The sequence below is a fragment of the Citrobacter sp. Cpo109 genome (assembly GCF_030332565.1).
GTDB classification, from domain to species: Bacteria; Pseudomonadota; Gammaproteobacteria; order Enterobacterales; family Enterobacteriaceae; genus Citrobacter; species Citrobacter portucalensis.
Genome location: NZ_JAOWHQ010000068.1, coordinates 225955 through 243607 on the forward strand (window position 1 = coordinate 225955; position 17653 = coordinate 243607).

The following is a 17653-nucleotide window of genomic DNA, read 5'->3' on the forward strand; positions in this document are numbered from 1 at the left end:
CAATATTTCAGGAATCCACGCCGAAAAACGCGATTTGAGACAAAAAAAACCGACGCACATGGGCGTCGGTTGTGACAGCCTGAAACAGGTTATATAGCTACCGGCGCTTTAATACCCGGGTGCGGATCGTAGCCTTCAATTTCGAAGTCTTCGAAGCGATAGTCAAAGATTGATTCAGGCTTACGTTTGATAACCAGTTTCGGCAACGCGCGAGGTTCACGGCTAAGCTGCAGATGCGTTTGATCCATATGGTTGCTGTACAGGTGCGTGTCGCCGCCGGTCCAGACAAAATCACCCACTTCCAGATCGCACTGCTGCGCCATCATGTGTACCAGCAAAGCGTAGCTGGCAATGTTAAACGGCAGGCCGAGGAACACATCGCACGAACGCTGATACAGCTGGCAGGAGAGCTTGCCATCCGCCACGTAGAACTGGAAGAACGCATGGCACGGTGCCAGCGCCATTTTATCCAGCTCACCGACGTTCCATGCGGAAACGATGATGCGACGAGAGTCCGGATCATTTTTCAGCTGGTTTAGCACGGTGGTGATCTGGTCGATATGGCGACCATCTGGCGTAGGCCACGCGCGCCATTGTTTGCCATAAACCGGGCCTAAATTACCATTTTCATCCGCCCATTCGTCCCAGATTGAGACGTTGTTTTCATGCAGGTAGGCAACGTTAGTATCGCCCTGCAAGAACCACAGCAACTCATGAATGATCGAGCGTAAATGGCAGCGTTTAGTCGTAACCAGCGGGAACCCTTCCTGCAGATTAAAACGCATCTGATGACCAAAAATGGAAAGCGTTCCGGTTCCGGTGCGGTCGTTTTTCTGTGTGCCTTCATCCAGCACTTTTTGCATCAGTTCTAAATACTGTTTCATGGTTCCTCAGGAAACGTGTTGCTGTGGGCTGCGGCGGTACGCCCAAACCATCATAATAATGCCTGCGACAATCATCGGGATAGAGAGGATCTGCCCCATGCTGATGTACTGTACCCAGGTGCCGGTAAACTGCGCATCCGGCTGGCGGAAGAATTCAACAATAATACGAAACGCGCCATAACCAATCAGGAACAGACCGGATACCGAACCCATCGGGCGTGGTTTGCGAATGTACAAGTTCAGAATGATAAACAGCACAACGCCTTCCAGCGCCATCTCATAAAGCTGTGAGGCGTGGCGTGGCAGCGAGCCGTAGGTATCAAAAATAGACTGCCATTGCGGGTTAGTTTGCAGCAGTAAAATATCTTCGGTACGGGAGCCCGGGAACAGCATGGCGTACTTGAAGTTCGGGTCAACGCGTCCCCACAGCTCACCGTTGATAAAGTTGCCCAGACGCCCAGCACCCAGGCCAAACGGAATCAGCGGGGCAATGAAATCAGAAACCTGGAAGAACGAACGCTTAGTGCGTTTGGCGAAGATAATCATCACCAGGATCACACCGATAAGTCCACCGTGGAAGGACATACCGCCGTCCCAGACGCGGAACAGATACAGGGGATTATCGAGGAATAACGGGAAGTTATAGAACAGTACGTAACCAATACGCCCACCGAGGAAAACCCCGAGGAAGCCCGCATACAGTAAGTTTTCTACTTCATTTTTGGTCCAGCCACTGCCCGGACGATTCGCGCGGCGCGTCGCCAGCCACATCGCGAAAATAAACCCCACCAAATACATTAAGCCGTACCAGTGAAGCGCGACGGGTCCGATTGAGAAAATGACCGGATCGAAATCCGGAAAATGCAGATAGCTACTGGTCATCTGTCACCACAAGTTCTTGTTATTTCGCTGAAGTCAGACAGCAATTGATAAGCGCGCCTGCATAATGCAGGCGCTCCAAAGGTGCGAATGATAGCACAAGGGGTTAGAAGCGGATGCCGGGAAGATGTAAAAGATCTGTATAGGTAATCTCTATCCCCCGTAATACCTGATAGCGCTACGCTTGTCAGACCTACAATCCCCCGCGAATCAAGCCCCCCATGCCACGACGCTCCATGAAGGCCGCTACCTGATGGCGTACTTCTGTTGCCATCTGTGCCTCCAGGCTGCGCTGCGCCAGCGTTTGCGCCTCATCAAAATCGATATGACGCAGCAGATATTTTACGCGAGCGACAGAACGACCGTTCATCGACAAATGACGGAAACCGAGACCGATCAGAATAGCCACGCACATCGGGTCGCCCGCCATTTCACCACACAGGCGCAAATCGATACCGCTTCTTTCGGCTTCCTGCGCAATCATCGCCAGCGCACGCAACATCCCCGGATGCAGGCTGTCATAAATGCTGGCTACCCGTGTGTTGTTACGATCGACGGCCAGTATGTACTGGGTAAGGTCGTTGGTTCCGACCGATATAAAGTCTATCCGGTTTGTCAGATGCGGCAGCATGAACACCATCGACGGAACTTCCAACATGATGCCAATGCGCGGTTTCGGGATCTCGTAACCGATCATCTCCTCCACTTCGCGTCCGGCGCGTTCAATCAAACGTCGCGCTTCGTCCACTTCATCGATGCTGGTTACCATCGGCAGCAAAATGCTCAGGTTTCCGGTTGCCGCATTCGCACGCAGCATAGCGCGAACCTGGATCAAAAAGATCTCCGGCTGATCGAGCGTTATGCGGATCCCTCGCCAGCCAAGGCACGGGTTCTCTTCACTGATCGGCATATAGGGCAGCTGTTTATCGGCGCCGACATCCAGCGTACGCAGGGTCACCGGCTTGTCGTTAAACATTTGCAGCATCCCCTGATACTGCGCAACCTGTTCTTCTTCCGAAGGAAATCCGCTTTGCAGCATGAACGGGATTTCGGTGCGATAGAGGCCAATGCCGTCGATTCGGCTACCCAGCTTTTCTTCATGTTCCGGGCTGAGACCCGCATTGAGCATCACCTTCACGCGCTCGCCGCTTTTCAGCTGTGCTGGCTGGTTGACGTCGTCTTCCGCCAGGCGGCTCAGCTCAATTTCTTCACTGATAAGACGCTGGTATTCCTGGATCAATACCGGTTCCGGATCGACCAGCAGTTCACCGCGATAACCGTCCACCACCAGCGTACGGCGATGCAGCACCGACGGCTGGATATCGGCCCCCATAACGGTAGGGATACCCAGCGCACGCACCATAATTGCCGCATGAGAGTTGGCTGCGCCGTCCCGGACAACCACGCCAACTAACCGGTCCTGAGGAAGCTCCGCCAGCGTGGTTGCTGAAAGTTCATCCGCCACCAGCACAAAGCGTTCCGGCCAGGCATTCGGCCCCTGGATAGAGTCATCAAGGTGGAACAGCAGACGCTGGCCCAGCGCGCGTAAATCTCCGGCCCGCTCTTTGAGGTAGTTATCGCTCAGCGCGGCGAACTGTTCGGCAAACTTTTCGATGATCGTTTTAACCGCCCACTCGGCCACCGAACCGTTATCCACTTCCGCAAACAGCTCGCGGCGCAGACGGGTATCGGAAAGCAAGTGCGAGTAAAGATCAAAGATCGCCGCCGTTTCTTTCTGCGCCCCAGCGGTAAAACGCTTGCTGTAGCGGCGGAATTCGTTCGCCGCCTCTTCCAGCGCACCAGTCAGTCGCTCGCGTTCAAGCACTGGATCCAGCGTTGAAGCCTGGTAGACCTGTTCCATCAACGGCAGCGTCGCATCCTGCCAACCTTCGGCTATTGCCACACCGGGAGCGGCAGGCAGCGCACGGATACGTGTTTGACGGTATTGACCGAACAGCGCGTTTAGCTGCGACTGCGAAAGTATGGCCGCCATTTGCGTGGCGAGCGTGACGAGGAAAGACTCTTCACTTTCATCGTACTGACGCAGCTCACGCTGCTGCACCACCAGCACACCTAAAAGCTGGCGACGCTGAATGATCGGTACGCCTAAGAATGCACGAAAACGCTCTTCTTTTACCGAAGGAATGTATTTAAAGCTGGGATGTTTTTGCGCATCGGCGAGGTTGATAGGTTCCGCCAGCCTGCCAACCAGGCCAACGATACCTTCATCAAACGCGAGTGCGACAGTGCGACCACGTGGTTTTTTTAGTCCCCGGGTCGCCATGAGGTAATAACAACGTCGATCGTGATCGGCCAGATAGACCGAGCAGACCTCGGTATCCATCGCAAGACAGATGTCGGTAACCAGTATATTCAGCGCTTCGTTCAGACGCGGAGCACTGGCCACCTTTTCGACTATTTCGCGCAGGCGGGTGAGCATAATTTGCGTAGCTTAACCTCTTTTACGTCTGTACGCAGGTGCGCTTTGCGGTTTAGGAGTGCTCTCCTGAAGCGCCATGACAACACTTGCGAATTCTTTCATCACCCTGCGATAGACATCGCGTTTAAATGACACCACCTGTCGAACCGGATACCAGTAACTCACCCAGCGCCAGCCGTCGAACTCAGGTGTACTGCTGGTTTGCATATTGATTTCAGCATCGCTACTGACCAATTGCAGAAGAAACCATTTTTGTTTCTGGCCGATACAAACCGGCTTCGTGTCCCAACGCACCAAACGTTTCGGTAACTTGTAACGCAACCAGTTACGAGTAGAAGCAAGGATCCGTACATCTTTACGACTGAGACCCACTTCTTCAAAGAGTTCCCGGTACATCGCCTGCTCTGCTGTCTCTCCTGCATTGATCCCACCTTGTGGGAATTGCCAGGAGTGCTGACCAAATCGCCGGGCCCACATGACCTGCCCCTGGCGGTTACAAATTACTATCCCTACATTCGGGCGGTAGCCATCGTCATCAATCACCGGACTACCTCAACATAAACCTTATATACAAACGATTGTTTCACACTCCTGAGGGGCGGTAAACCACTCTGTTAAGGGTGCGATATTCTAATAACAATTGAATAACTCACAGTTAAAGGCCGAGTTATAAACAGAAGAAGGGCAAGCAAGGCGATTTTATTCACCTTTTCTGTGGATATAGTTGTGAAGAAGTACGGAATTACTATGGGAAAACCCAGAACAGTCCGAATAAGACATTCGTCACATATCAAAAATACTCTTATACATTCATAAAGTTAAAACCGATCCACGCAGATAAACACACAGAAATGTGATGTGCATCACGCATACGTTCTTCACTCTGATGAAAGATCGACCAGCGTTGGTTTTATCCACAGATTATGCCAATAAGTTAGGCACAATTTGTGTGAAAATTCGATTTTCGTCGCACGTCAAGGCTGTAAATTGAAACAGTAGTGGGGGTTTTTCACAGTTATCCCATCTTTCTGTGGATAACATGGTGTAAGATCCTGTTCATTGTCAGTGACCAGAATTGGAAAACCCGCTTCGCTGTTGCGCAACTCTGCGAACGTGAATCTAAAAACCAATATAAATCATAGAATTGAATAAAGCATGTGGAAAAAGATAAACTCTGTCCATACGGTATAAAATCACTGCTCATTTTTTCACCTAAGGGTTAACCCGATGCCAGAACTCCGTCCGTTGCTTTCTCCCCCTGAATCTGAAGCCCAGTTGCTGAGCCAGGCACGGCAGCTTTCGGGCTACGCGTTAGGAGAATTAGCGGCAATGGCGGGAATCATTACGCCGAAGGATCTTAAGCGCGATAAAGGCTGGATTGGCGTCCTGCTGGAAATCTGGCTCGGTGCCAGTGCGGGCAGTAAACCAGAGCAGGATTTTGCGGCGCTGGGCGTGGAGCTGAAAACGATCCCTGTGGACAGTCTTGGCAGACCGCTGGAAACCACCTTTGTGTGTGTGGCGCCGTTAACCGGCAATACCGGCGTCACCTGGGAAACCAGCCATGTACGGCACAAACTCAAACGTGTTCTGTGGATCCCGGTAGAAGGCAAACGCAGCATCCCTCTGGCTGAGCGCCGCGTCGGCTCTCCCCTGCTGTGGAGCCCGAATGAAGAAGAAGACCGGCAATTGCGTCTGGACTGGGAAGAGTTAATGGACATGATTGTGTTAGGTCATGTCGAACGCATCACCGCTCGCCATGGGGAAGTACTGCAACTGCGTCCTAAAGCCGCCAACGCCCGCGCGCTTACCGAGGCCATTGGCGCCAACGGCGAACCCATCCTGACCCTGCCACGCGGCTTTTACCTGAAAAAGAACTTCACCCGCGCATTGCTTGAGCGACATTTCTTGTTCCAGGCGCAATAGGCACCGTCCGGCCTTTCACCCGCCGCGTTACGGGCCTATAATTACCGCTTCTTTTTTTTGGCAGGACTTTGTTCGATGTTATTTGCATGGATAACCGATCCTAACGCCTGGCTTGCGCTCGGTACGCTGACGCTGCTGGAGATCGTTCTTGGGATCGACAATATTATTTTCCTTTCTCTGGTTGTAGCCAAACTCCCGACAGCGCAACGCAATCATGCTCGACGTATTGGGCTGGCGGCGGCGATGATCATGCGTCTGGCACTGCTGGCTTCTATCGCCTGGGTAACGCGGCTGACAAACCCGTTATTCGAGCTGTTTGGCGAGGCGATATCAGCACGCGACCTGATCCTTCTGCTGGGGGGATTGTTCCTGATCTGGAAAGCCAGTAAAGAGATCCACGAATCCATTGAAGGTGAGGAAGAAGGTCTGAAAACTCGCGTATCCTCTTTTCTGGGTGCGATTGTACAGATCATGTTGTTAGACATTATCTTCAGTCTGGATTCCGTGATTACTGCGGTAGGCTTGTCCGATCATCTGTTTATCATGATGGCGGCGGTGGTGATTGCCGTAGGCGTCATGATGTTTGCTGCTCGCCCGATTGGTGAGTTTGTCGATCGCCACCCTTCGGTAAAAATGCTGGCGCTCTCGTTTCTGATTCTGGTCGGTTTTACGCTAATTCTGGAAAGTTTCGACGTCCACGTTCCGAAAGGATATATCTATTTCGCCATGTTCTTCTCTATCGCGGTAGAGACCCTGAACCTTTGGCGTAATAAAAAAAATCCGCTCTGATGAAATCCATCGCTCCCCGCAAGGGGAGCGAATGCCAGCCACACCTACCCCTTCTCACAGTTTAAGATTTTACTGCTTTCACCCTGCACAACTTCGCGTTATTACTAAACTATTGTCAGACGCAGGCCATGTGAGGATAAGCAGATGAAAAAATGGGCAGTTTTGATTTCCGCCGTAGGACTGGCTTTTGCCGTTTCCGGATGCAGCAGCGATTATGTAATGGCGACAAAAGATGGTCGAATGATCCTGACCGATGGAAAACCAGAAATTGACGATGATACCGGTCTGGTGAGCTATCACGACCAGCAGGGCAATGCGATGCAGATTAACCGCGATGATGTGTCTCAAATCATTGAACGCTGATGGTTGAGGTCAGCAGCGCGCTGGCCTTAACAATTTTACTTCCCTTTTTCTCTTCCCTCAGCCATTTTTATAATCCTTATGTCGTGATTATAAAAAGGAAACGGCTATGCAATATCACCGTATACCCCACAGCTCGCTGGAAGTCAGTACACTGGGGCTGGGCACAATGACGTTTGGTGAACAAAACAGCGAAGCCGACGCACATGCACAGCTCGATTATGCCGTAGCACAGGGCATTAATTTGATCGACGTTGCCGAGATGTATCCGGTACCGCCGCGTCCTGAAACCCAGGGTCTCACCGAAACCTACGTAGGTAACTGGCTCGCCAAACACGGCAGCCGCGAAAAGCTGATCGTTGCTTCTAAGGTCAGCGGACCATCACGTAACAACGACAGCGGCATTCGACCGAATCAGGCGCTGGACCGTAAAAATATCCGTGAAGCGCTGCACGACAGCCTGAAAAGACTGAAAACCGATTATCTGGATCTGTATCAGGTTCACTGGCCGCAGCGCCCGACCAACTGCTTTGGTAAGTTAGGCTACAGCTGGACAGACTCCGCGCCAGTCGTTTCCCTTCTCGATACCCTGGACGCGCTGGCCGAGTTTCAGCGCGCCGGGAAAATTCGCTACATCGGCGTTTCTAATGAAACCGCGTTTGGCGTGATGCGCTATCTGCACCTGGCGGACAAACACGATCTGCCACGCATCGCCACCATCCAGAACCCCTACAGCCTGCTGAACCGCAGCTTTGAGGTTGGACTGGCTGAAGTGAGCCAGTATGAAGGCGTTGAGCTGCTGGCTTACTCTTGCCTGGGCTTCGGTACGTTAACCGGGAAATACCTGAACGGCGCGAAACCTGCCGGTGCACGCAATACGTTGTTTAGCCGTTTCACGCGCTACAGCGGCGAGCAGACGCAGAAAGCCGTTGCGGCCTATGTGGATATCGCGAAACGCCATAATCTGGATCCCGCGCAAATGGCGCTGGCATTCGTGCGTCGTCAGCCGTTTGTCGCCAGCACTTTGCTGGGCGCCACGACGATGGAGCAGCTAAAAACCAACGTTGAAAGTCTGCATCTGGAGTTGAGCGAAGAAGTACTGGCAGAGATTGAAGCGGTACATCAGGTGTATACCTATCCTGCACCGTAACAGTTAGCGCCTGATGGCGCTACGCTTATCAGGCCTACAGACAACTTCCCTGTAGGCCTGATACGGCAACAGCATACAACAGACTAATGGCGGCGCTGCCAAATCCACAGCGCCGCAATCGCCAGCGCAAACAGCGCACCAAATCCAATACCAATCGCAACAGCCGGGATCCCCACCAGCACCGCCAGTGAGTAAATACCGAGCATCAACAGCATCGCGCTGTTTTCACCCAGGTTTTGTACCGCTATCGCATTACCTGCGCCGACGCTTTTCTTACCCCGTTCCTGCAGCAACGCATTCAGCGGCACCACAAAGAAGCCACCCGACACGCCGATAAGCATCAGCAATGCGTAGGCCGGAAGCAGCGAATGTTGAAGAGAGAAAATCAGCACCACGACGCCAATCAGGATCCCCGCAGGCATACAGCGCGAAACGGTTTCCAGCGTTACCAGCTTCGCTGCCGCACCCGCACCGACCACAATCCCGATCGCTACCATGGCATTGAGGTAGGTCGGCGTTGCGTTATCGGTGATGCCGAGCGCCACCGGGACCCACAGCACCAGCAGAAAACGCAGCGTAACGCCCGCGCCCCAAAAAAGGCTGGTTCCCACCAACGAGAAGCGTGTTTCACCGTTGCGCCACAACGATGAAGCCGCACAGAAGAAACTGCGCGTCATTTTCCCCAGATGCCAGGACTGGCCAGGACGAGCCGCGGCCAGTTTCGGGATATACAGGTTAGCCACCACCGCGCCAGCATAGGCCAGGGCACAGGCAGAAAGCGCGGCAATTACGTGCCAGTCGGCCAGAACGCCGCCGGCGACAGAACCGAGCAAAATCGCGGCAATGGTGGAGGCTTCCATCAGGCCGTTAGCCTTCACCAGTTTGTCGCCGGTAGTCAGTTCACCGAGAATGCCATACTTGGCTGGTGAATACGCCGCCGCGCCGATTCCCACCAGCGTATACCCAAGAAACGGATTAATGCCGAAGCAAATACTCGCCGCGCCCAGCAATTTCAGAGCGTTCGCGAACATCATCACTCTGCCTTTGGCAAAGCTATCCGCCACCTGTCCAACAAAGGGGGCAAAAAGGATGTAAGCGCCCACAAACACCATTTGCAGGATCGGCTGACTCCAGTCCGGATAAAATTGCTCCTTCAGCAACGCCAGCGTAGCAAACAGCAACGCGTTATCGCCAAACGCCGACAGAAACTGTGCGGCGATAACGGACATCATCCCTTTGGACCAGATTGAAGTGTTAGTGTGCACTGACTCACTCATGTTGTTTTTCCGGCTCATCGACCCAGCTTTTCAGCGTAACAAAATCCGGCTTACCGCTGCCGAGTAATGGGAGTTGCTTCAGGTGGCGAATATCACGCGGTACAGCGAGTTCAGGTACGCCGTGCGCCCGCGCATACTGCTGTAGTTTTTCACGCGTAAGTTCGCTATCGGTAGTGAACAGCACCAGCGCCTCACCTTTGCTGGCATCACTCTTGATCGCCGTGGCGTGCATTTTGTCTGCAGATACCGCCAACGCAAGTTGCTCAACCATTTCCAGCGAAACCATCTCTCCGGCAATTTTAGCGAAACGCTTAGCGCGCCCCTGAATCTGTACAAAGCCGTTTTCATCAAAGCGCACGATGTCTCCGGTGTCATACCAGCCGCGCTCAATCTCACCTTGCGCATTCTCTGCTGTCGGCACTTCCAGCACGCCAGGTTTTTCGACGCGCAAATAACCGCTCATAATATTAGGACCTTTCAGCTGTAAACGCCCACCGTCCTCAATTCCCGGAACGGCCAACAGTCGAGCATCCATACCAGGCAAGATGCGCCCTACCGTTCCCGATTTTGCCGCCATTGGTACGTTAATCGACACAACCGGCGCACATTCCGTCACGCCATAGCCTTCAAGAACGCGCAGGCCAAATTTCTCCTGCCACAGCTGCTTTGTGCTGTCCTGAAGTTTTTCCGCTCCCGCCACCACATAGCGCAGGCGGTGGAAATCGTACGGATGCGCAAAACGCGCATAGTTGCCGAGGAACGTTGAAGTACCAAACAACACGGTGCAGTTCCGGTCGTATACCAGCTCTGGCACAACGCGGTAATGCAGCGGGCTGGGATAAAGAAACACTTCTGCGCCAGTCAGTAGCGGCGTGAATAATCCCACCGTCAGGCCAAAGGAGTGGAACAGCGGCAGCGCCGACATAAAACGGTCATCGGCGGTGAAATCGGCAATCGTTTTGATCTGCTCAACGTTCGCCAGAATGCTTTTATGACTGTGAACCACGCCTTTCGGATGGCCTTCTGAACCAGAAGTAAAGAGGATCACCGCAGCGTCTTCCGGCTGTTGCTTCACCTGCGCCAGATGAGGTGCCAGCAGATGTGAGAAAATCCACAGCTTATCGCTGAAGGTCACATCAGCTTTTAAGTCTTCCAGATAAACCCAACGCACCTGGGTGAGCTGTTCCGGTAAATGCCAGAGTTTGCCTTTATCAAGAAACTGTCGGGATGTGAAGATCGTTTTGATTTCAGACGCAGTAATGGCGCTGGTTAATCCTTTCACGCCCGCGGTGTAGTTCATCATGGCCGGAATGCGTCGACGCGCAATGGCGCCAAAAATAACCGCCGCGCTGATCCCCGCGTTTGGCAGCATCAGGCCGATTTTTTCACCTTCGACGCTGTATTTTTCCAGAATACGGGCCACAAAGAGCGTCTTTGTCAGCAGCTTGCGGTAGCTGTCAGGGGTAAAGTTGACATCTTCAATGCAGTTTTTGCCCGCGCCAAAACGGTATTTCGCCGCCAACAGCGACTCGTATAGCGTTTCACGCGGACGAACCGCCATGCGTGCTTCCATCATAATTTGATGCAGCATCTCTCCGGCGATTTTGCGGCGATCGCGAGCACGCGGTGCTTCCGGCATCGGCAGTTGAGTCGGCGGTAGAATGTGTAAGCGGATGCGCGGGAAGAGTCGCTGTTTAACCAAACCTTTCAGGCGGCTAAAGCGGGAAAGTTCTGCGCCCTCAATGCGGACAGGAACGACCGTCGCCCCCGACTTAGCGGCAACAAACCCCGCGCCGTCATAAATTTTCATCAACGAACCAGTGGTCGAAATACGTCCTTCCGGGAAAATAACCACCGGACGGCCCTGTTCGACCAGACGAACCAGATGTTTAATCGACATCGGTTTAGTTGGATCTAACGGTACGAAATCAATCAGCGGAGTTAGCCAGCGCATATACCATTGCTGGCTGATAGAGGTGTAAACAGCGAAGACGGGACGAATCGGTAAAAAGAGCGCCAACAGGATGCCGTCTATAAATGAGACATGGTTGGGAGTGATTAGAACGCGTTCTCCCTGTAGCGCGCTGACATCGCCCGTGACGCGAACGCGGAAAAGCACGCGAAACAGATTACGAAAAAAGCCAAATAGCATCTCAACTCCCTGTGCCATTAATTATATAAACATCAATGGTGGGAGAGTATACGAGTTGGGGAATGGGCGCGACAGGTAACTGGTAAATACAATCCGAAAAAAAACCTGCGCATCCGCGCAGGTTGGTGCAAGAGACAGGTACGAAGTGCGTACCGAATAATCTCACCAATCAATACCTCTGGGATCTTGATTGTGGTCGTCAGCAGCCAGATACGCCAGTGCGAAAACGCAAAGGAATGAACCCAAATGCAACGAGTTGTGTAAATTATCGGTTACTGTTACAGATAGGCTGAAGGTAAAAAAAAACCTGCGCATCTGCGCAGGCTGGTGTAATTCTAGTGATCAACCCGAAAGTTGATTTCACCTATCAATACCTCTGGGATCTCAACTCTAGCAATCTGCTCAGTTCCCTCACCAGCGAACAATCGCAACAGCACATCGCAAAGTGTAAGCAAAAATTAGCATTTTCTATTTTCTGTCTTACTTCGCTCGTGTGCGCTCACATTTGCGACGTTCTGACAGGCAATCTGCTTGAACAGCCAGCCATTTTCCGTAACACTGACGGAATGTAAGCGTTTACCCACAACAGGTACTATCATGGCGACCATAAAGGATGTAGCCCGACTAGCTGGTGTATCAGTCGCCACCGTTTCTCGAGTGATTAATGATTCCCCTAAAGCCAGCGAAGCATCGCGTCTGGCCGTAACAAGTGCAATGGAATCACTCAGCTACCACCCCAACGCCAATGCGCGTGCGCTGGCACAACAATCCACAGAGACCATCGGTCTGGTGGTGGGAGATGTGTCCGATCCATTCTTTGGGGCAATGGTTAAAGCTGTCGAGCAGGTGGCCTATAACACTGGTAATTTTTTACTGATTGGTAACGGCTACCATAACGAACAGAAGGAACGACAGGCGATTGAACAGCTCATTCGCCACCGCTGCGCAGCCCTTGTTGTCCACGCAAAAATTATCCCGGATGCTGAGCTGGCATCACTCATGAAGCAAATCCCCGGCATGGTATTGATTAACCGAATTCTGCCGGGATTCGAACAACGCTGCGTTGCCCTTGATGACCGTTTCGGCGCCTGGCTCGCGACCCGACACCTCATTCAACAAGGCCATACGCGCATTGGCTATCTGTGCTCCAATCACACGATTTCAGATGCGGAAGATCGTCTGCAAGGCTATTACGACGCGCTGGCAGAGAGCAATATTCCTGTCAGCGATCGCCTGGTAACGTTTGGTGAACCGGATGAAAGCGGCGGTGAACAGGCTATGACCGAGTTACTTGGCCGTGGCAAAAACTTCACTGCGGTAGCCTGCTACAACGACTCAATGGCGGCTGGTGCCATGGGCGTATTGAATGATAACGGCATTGATGTGCCGGGAGAAATCTCGCTGATTGGTTTTGATGATGTGCTGGTTTCCCGCTACGTGCGCCCGCGTTTGACCACGGTGCGCTACCCGATCGTGACGATGGCAACCCAGGCTGCCGAACTGGCGCTCGCGCTGGCGGAGAAGCGTCCCGTGCCTGAAATTACCCACGTTTTTAACCCAACTCTGGTGCGTCGCCATTCCGTTTCGACGCTGACAGAGCCGGGGAATTCATCGTCAAACGATTAACCAGGATAGCGTTATGACTACGATGTTGGACGTTTCACAACACGCAGGCGTCTCAAAAGCGACCGTTTCGCGCGTACTGAATGGCACGGGTCAGGTAAAAGAGAGCACGCGCCAGAAAGTGTTTAAGGCCATGCAGGCACTTGATTATCGGCCTAATTTTTTAGCGCGCTCTTTGGCAAACCGCACCAGCAACAGCATTGGTCTGGTAGTTTCCACATTTGATGGATTCTACTTTGGCCGCCTGCTGCAACAGGCTTCACGCCAGACGGAATCTCACGGCAAGCAGTTGATCGTCACCGACGGCCACGACACACCAGAGCGTGAGCAGGAAGCCGTGCAAATGCTGGCGGACAGGCAGTGCGACGCCATTATTCTCTATACCCGCTATATGAGTGAAAAGGCGATTATGTCGTTGATGAACAGCATTGCTATGCCCTTGCTGGTCATCAACCGTGATGTCAGCCAGGCCCGCGATCGCGCAATTTTCTTTGAACAGGAAGACGCGGCCTATCAGGCGGTCAATTATCTGATCTCCCAGGGCCATAGCGATATTGCTTGTATCACTGTGCCAGGCCATACGCCTACCGGTAAATCACGCCTGATGGGGTATCGTAAAGCGCTGGAAAAAAACGGTATTCCCTGGGATCCCGATAAGGTCAAATACGGCGACTCCACGATGACGCGAGGCTATGAGGCCTGCCGTGAACTGCTGGAGGAAGGGGTGAAATTTAGCGCCCTATTCGCCTGTAACGATGACATGGCATTAGGCGCATCAAAAGCGTTACATCAGGCCGGGCTGAGGATCCCAACGGACGTCTCACTGTTTGGTTTTGATGATGCGCCCAGCGCCAAATGGCTGGAGCCAGGGCTGTCTACCGTATATCTACCGATTGATACCATGATAACCACGGCAATCGACCAGGCTATCCGGCTGGCCAACGGCGAGAGCGTCGAGCCAATCCCACCGTTTACCGGCAAACTGGTACTACGTGATTCGGTGACGACGGGGCCGTATTACAAATAACGTGCCGGATGGCGGCGCAAGCGCCTTATCCGGCCTACATCCCCGTAGGCCCGATAAGCGCAGCGCCATCGGGCATTCCCTCAGATTAGCTCCAGCGCTAACAGCTCATCAATGGTCTGGCGACGGCGAATTAGCCGCGCCACGCCGTTATCGAACAAAACTTCCGGCAGCAGCGGGCGGCTATTGTAATTTGACGACATTGACGCGCCGTACGCCCCGGTATCATGCAGCACCAGATAATCGCCCGGCACCACCGCAGGCAACAGTCGGGTTTCCACATTTCCGCCCTCCTGCTGGGTAAACACATCGCCAGATTCGCACAGCGGCCCGGCTACCACGGTTTCCCGTTGCGGGGTGTGTTCCAGAGAGCGACCATCCCCTGCCAGCGCTGAGATATGGTGATAACTACCGTACATGGCCGGGCGCATTAGATCGTTGAAGCCCGCATCGATCAGCACAAAGTGGCGGCTACCCATCTCTTTTACGCTACGTACCTGCGCCACTAACACACCGGCTTCCGCGACCAGAAAACGGCCTGGCTCTATCTCAAGTGCGACCGGGTGGCCCAGGTGTTTAGCAATCTGTTCACGCGCAGCGTTCCACAATCCAAAGTAATGATCGGTATCGATCGCCTCTTCCCCTTCGCGATACGGGATTGATAAACCACCGCCCGCGGAGATCGCCTCCAGATCCTGACCAAATTCAACCACCTGGCGCACCATTGCGCCGCACACCTGCTCCAGATGGCCGTAGTCTACGCCGGAGCCGATATGCATATGAATCCCCACCAGCTTCAGCTTATAGCGCTGAATCACCTCCAGCGCCGCGGGAAGATCGCTATACCAGATCCCGTGCTTGCTGTTTTCACCGCCGGTATTGGTTTTCTGGCTGTGCCCATGTCCAAAGCCAGGGTTTACGCGTAGCCACACGCGATGGCCCGGCGAGACCTGGCCCAGTTGTTCCAGCATATCCACCGACCCGGCATTTACCGGAATGCTCAATTCATGCACCCGCGCGAGCGTCGCTTCATCAATCATATCGGCGGTAAAGACGATTTCATCTTTCCCCGGTACGAAGCCTGCCGCCAGCGCACGTTCAATTTCGCCAAGCGAGACGGAATCAACCTTCACGCCCTGCTCGCGCATCAGGCGCAAAATATGAATATTCGAACATGCCTTTTGGGCGAAACGCACCACGTCAAACTGACTCAATTTGGCAATCTGCGCGCCGATAATCTGAGCATCATAGACCCACACCGGGCAGCCGAATTCGGCAGGCAGGCGCAGCAGGTTGTCGGCGGTCAGGTCAGTGTCAGTACTATTGAGTGGGCGTGGCATGGTGTGCTCCGGTATTGGCTTTTTTATGATTACGCCACAGCCCGAAAAGAATAAAAAATATCGTTTTATTGTGAGTCTATGCAAAAATGATATGGATTGATTCATTCGAGGATTGCCCATGCCCGCCGTTAACCTGCGACACATCGAAATTTTTCACGCCATCATGACGGCAGGCAATCTGACAGAAGCCGCGCGCATGCTACATACCTCGCAGCCCACCGTCAGCCGGGAACTGGCCCGATTCGAGAAAGTGCTGGGATTAACGCTGTTTGAACGCACGCGTGGCCGACTGCACCCAACCGTGCAAGGGTTACGTCTGTTTGAAGAAGTGCAACGTTCGTGGTATGGCCTGGATAGAATTGTGAGCGCCGCCGAAAGCCTGCGCGAGTTTCGCCAGGGCGAATTGTCGATTGTTTGCCTGCCGGTATTCTCACAGTCTTTTTTACCGCCGCTGCTGCAGCCATTCCTCGCACGCTATCCACAGGTCAATATTCAGATAGTGCCGCAGGAGTCACCGCTGCTGGAAGAGTGGTTGTCGGCGCAGCGCCACGATCTGGGGTTAACGGAAACGCTGCATACGCCTGCCGGAACGAAACGCACCGAATTGCTGGCGCTGGATGAAGTGTGCGTGCTGCCGCAGGGCCATCCGCTGACTAAGAAAGCGGTGTTAACGCCGCAGGATTTTCAGGGAGAAAACTACATCAGCCTGTCGCGCACCGACAGCTACCGTCAGCTACTGGATACCCTGTTTAATGAGCACCAGGTGAAGCGCCGCATGGTGATTGAAACCCATAGCGCCGCTTCAATTTGTGCAATGGTACGGGCAGGCGTGGGGATCTCGGTGGTGAACCCACTGACCGCGCTGGATTACGCCAGCAGCGGAGTCGTTATCCGCCGCTTCAGTATTTCGGTACCCTTTACAGTCAGCCTGATTCACCCGCTTCATCGCCCCGCCTCGGCGCTGGTTGATGCTTTTACGGCGCATCTGCAGGCCCATCTACCGAGGCTTATTGACCCGCTGGAGGCTATTTTGCATCCGCAGCCGAAAGCATAAACGCCACCGCATCTTGCGCATGGATTGCCGCGGTGTCGAAAACCGGTAGTGGGCTTAGCTCGGTGGGAACCAGCAGACCAATCTCGGTACAGCCAAAGATCACCCCTTGCGCCCCCTGTTTCGCCAGTTGGTCGATGACGCCCAGGTAATAATCGCGGGAAGCCTCGCTGAATTCACCGAGACACAGCTCGTCGAAAATAATCTGGTTTATTTTCTGACGATCATCAGCTTCAGGGATCAGCGTGCTAATGCCAAATTCAGTCTGTAAACGCCCGCGGTAAAAATCCTGCTCCATGGTGTAACGCGTACCCAGTAGCGCCACGTTGCTCATTTGCTGCTTTTGTATCGCCCGCCCCGTCGCGTCGGCAATATGCAGAAACGGCACATCACAGGCGCTTTCAATCGCCTCAGCAACTTTGTGCATGGTGTTGGTACACAGCACAATTCCTTGCGCCCCGGCTTGCTGTAGCCCTGTGGCGGCCTGCGCGAGGATCTCACCGGCTCGCTGCCAGTCACCGCTTGACTGACAGGCTTCAATCTCGTGAAAATCCACGCTGTGCAACAGAATCTGTGCCGAATGCAGTCCACCCAGACGCTGTTTTACCCCTTCATTAATGAGTCGATAATAAGGAATGGTAGATTCCCAGCTCATACCGCCTAACAGACCGATCGTTTTCATCATTTCCCCTGACTCGTTGTTGTCTCTCCAGTGAACCAAAGATGTGATCAACTTTCCACATCTGTTGGCGTGCATTTCT

Annotated in this window: 15 protein-coding genes; 7 read left to right on the forward strand and 8 right to left on the reverse strand. The window is 53.3% G+C overall.

What is annotated here, in order from left to right; all coding sequences use genetic code 11:
- Positions 1 to 89: 89 nt before the first annotated feature.
- The 4 genes from thyA to rppH all read right to left on the reverse strand — a co-directional run bounded on the left by thyA (position 90) and on the right by rppH (position 4746).
- Entirely contained in the window at positions 90 to 884 is a 795-nt protein-coding gene (gene thyA, locus OGY71_RS17820; protein ID WP_003033990.1) for a thymidylate synthase, read from the reverse strand.
- A gap of 6 nt (positions 885 to 890) precedes the next feature.
- Positions 891 to 1766 (reverse strand): prolipoprotein diacylglyceryl transferase, encoded by an 876-nt coding sequence (gene lgt / locus OGY71_RS17825; RefSeq protein WP_003825606.1) that lies wholly within the window; start codon positions 1764 to 1766, stop codon positions 891 to 893.
- 190 nt (positions 1767 to 1956) lie between these two features.
- Entirely contained in the window at positions 1957 to 4203 is a 2247-nt protein-coding gene (gene ptsP / locus OGY71_RS17830) for a phosphoenolpyruvate--protein phosphotransferase (protein WP_003825604.1), read from the reverse strand.
- 12 nt (positions 4204 to 4215) lie between these two features.
- Entirely contained in the window at positions 4216 to 4746 is a 531-nt protein-coding gene (gene rppH, locus OGY71_RS17835) for an RNA pyrophosphohydrolase (protein WP_003825602.1), read from the reverse strand.
- A gap of 684 nt (positions 4747 to 5430) precedes the next feature.
- Here rppH and mutH point away from each other — a divergent pair.
- From mutH to OGY71_RS17855, 4 genes are all read left to right on the forward strand, one after another.
- Positions 5431 to 6126, forward strand: coding sequence for a DNA mismatch repair endonuclease MutH (mutH, locus tag OGY71_RS17840; protein WP_286613511.1), 696 nt, complete (start codon positions 5431 to 5433; stop codon positions 6124 to 6126).
- Positions 6127 to 6201: 75 nt separating this feature from the next.
- Entirely contained in the window at positions 6202 to 6915 is a 714-nt protein-coding gene (locus OGY71_RS17845) for a TerC family protein (protein ID WP_003033961.1), read from the forward strand.
- 144 nt (positions 6916 to 7059) lie between these two features.
- A complete protein-coding gene (gene ygdR, locus OGY71_RS17850) occupies positions 7060 to 7278 on the forward strand; it encodes a lipoprotein YgdR (RefSeq protein WP_000758660.1) in 219 nt (72 codons plus the stop codon).
- Positions 7279 to 7384: 106 nt separating this feature from the next.
- The gene (locus OGY71_RS17855) at positions 7385 to 8425 is read left to right on the forward strand and encodes an NADP(H)-dependent aldo-keto reductase (protein ID WP_003825597.1); all 1041 of its coding nucleotides are present in this window, start codon (positions 7385 to 7387) and stop codon (positions 8423 to 8425) included.
- Between the two features lie 83 nt (positions 8426 to 8508).
- On the opposite strand, the gene lplT is transcribed toward OGY71_RS17855, so the two are convergent.
- The gene (gene lplT, locus OGY71_RS17860) at positions 8509 to 9702 is read right to left on the reverse strand and encodes a lysophospholipid transporter LplT (RefSeq protein ID WP_008785713.1); all 1194 of its coding nucleotides are present in this window, start codon (positions 9700 to 9702) and stop codon (positions 8509 to 8511) included.
- A complete protein-coding gene (aas, locus tag OGY71_RS17865) occupies positions 9695 to 11854 on the reverse strand; it encodes a bifunctional acyl-ACP--phospholipid O-acyltransferase/long-chain-fatty-acid--ACP ligase (protein ID WP_286613512.1) in 2160 nt (719 codons plus the stop codon). The genes lplT and aas overlap by 8 nt, the downstream gene beginning before the upstream one ends.
- A gap of 597 nt (positions 11855 to 12451) precedes the next feature.
- On the opposite strand from aas, the gene galR reads away from it, so the two are divergent.
- Both galR and OGY71_RS17875 read left to right on the forward strand, forming a co-directional pair.
- Positions 12452 to 13480, forward strand: coding sequence for an HTH-type transcriptional regulator GalR (gene galR / locus OGY71_RS17870; RefSeq protein WP_003033945.1), 1029 nt, complete (start codon positions 12452 to 12454; stop codon positions 13478 to 13480).
- A gap of 13 nt (positions 13481 to 13493) precedes the next feature.
- The gene (locus tag OGY71_RS17875; RefSeq protein ID WP_286613513.1) at positions 13494 to 14504 is read left to right on the forward strand and encodes a LacI family DNA-binding transcriptional regulator; all 1011 of its coding nucleotides are present in this window, start codon (positions 13494 to 13496) and stop codon (positions 14502 to 14504) included.
- An 80-nt stretch (positions 14505 to 14584) separates the two neighbouring features.
- On the opposite strand, the gene lysA is transcribed toward OGY71_RS17875, so the two are convergent.
- Positions 14585 to 15841: a diaminopimelate decarboxylase gene (gene lysA / locus OGY71_RS17880; protein WP_063940933.1), complete on the reverse strand. Its 1257-nt coding sequence runs from the start codon at positions 15839 to 15841 to the stop codon at positions 14585 to 14587.
- 118 nt (positions 15842 to 15959) lie between these two features.
- Between lysA and OGY71_RS17885 the strand changes: the two genes are divergently transcribed.
- Positions 15960 to 16895, forward strand: a complete 936-nt coding sequence (locus OGY71_RS17885; protein WP_008785717.1) for a LysR family transcriptional regulator — start codon at positions 15960 to 15962, stop codon at positions 16893 to 16895.
- Here the strand turns inward: OGY71_RS17885 and OGY71_RS17890 are convergent.
- Positions 16867 to 17574, reverse strand: coding sequence for an aspartate/glutamate racemase (locus OGY71_RS17890; protein ID WP_191236323.1), 708 nt, complete (start codon positions 17572 to 17574; stop codon positions 16867 to 16869). The two genes, OGY71_RS17885 and OGY71_RS17890, sit on opposite strands and share 29 nt — an antisense overlap.
- Between the last annotated feature and the right edge of the window lie 79 nt (positions 17575 to 17653).

What these genes read in the sequence shown, in the direction of transcription:
- thyA (WP_003033990.1), bottom strand. Translation starts at nt 884, where the DNA reads ATGAAACAGTATTTAGAACTGATGCAAAAAGTGCTGGATGAAGGCACA.
- lgt (WP_003825606.1), bottom strand. Translation starts at nt 1,766, where the DNA reads ATGACCAGTAGCTATCTGCATTTTCCGGATTTCGATCCGGTCATTTTC.
- ptsP (WP_003825604.1), bottom strand. Translation starts at nt 4,203, where the DNA reads ATGCTCACCCGCCTGCGCGAAATAGTCGAAAAGGTGGCCAGTGCTCCG.
- mutH (WP_286613511.1), top strand. Translation starts at nt 5,431, where the DNA reads ATGCCAGAACTCCGTCCGTTGCTTTCTCCCCCTGAATCTGAAGCCCAG.
- OGY71_RS17845 (WP_003033961.1), top strand. Translation starts at nt 6,202, where the DNA reads ATGTTATTTGCATGGATAACCGATCCTAACGCCTGGCTTGCGCTCGGT.
- ygdR (WP_000758660.1), top strand. Translation starts at nt 7,060, where the DNA reads ATGAAAAAATGGGCAGTTTTGATTTCCGCCGTAGGACTGGCTTTTGCC.
- OGY71_RS17855 (WP_003825597.1), top strand. Translation starts at nt 7,385, where the DNA reads ATGCAATATCACCGTATACCCCACAGCTCGCTGGAAGTCAGTACACTG.
- lplT (WP_008785713.1), bottom strand. Translation starts at nt 9,702, where the DNA reads ATGAGTGAGTCAGTGCACACTAACACTTCAATCTGGTCCAAAGGGATG.
- aas (WP_286613512.1), bottom strand. Translation starts at nt 11,854, where the DNA reads ATGCTATTTGGCTTTTTTCGTAATCTGTTTCGCGTGCTTTTCCGCGTT.
- galR (WP_003033945.1), top strand. Translation starts at nt 12,452, where the DNA reads ATGGCGACCATAAAGGATGTAGCCCGACTAGCTGGTGTATCAGTCGCC.
- OGY71_RS17875 (WP_286613513.1), top strand. Translation starts at nt 13,494, where the DNA reads ATGACTACGATGTTGGACGTTTCACAACACGCAGGCGTCTCAAAAGCG.
- lysA (WP_063940933.1), bottom strand. Translation starts at nt 15,841, where the DNA reads ATGCCACGCCCACTCAATAGTACTGACACTGACCTGACCGCCGACAAC.
- OGY71_RS17885 (WP_008785717.1), top strand. Translation starts at nt 15,960, where the DNA reads ATGCCCGCCGTTAACCTGCGACACATCGAAATTTTTCACGCCATCATG.
- OGY71_RS17890 (WP_191236323.1), bottom strand. Translation starts at nt 17,574, where the DNA reads ATGAAAACGATCGGTCTGTTAGGCGGTATGAGCTGGGAATCTACCATT.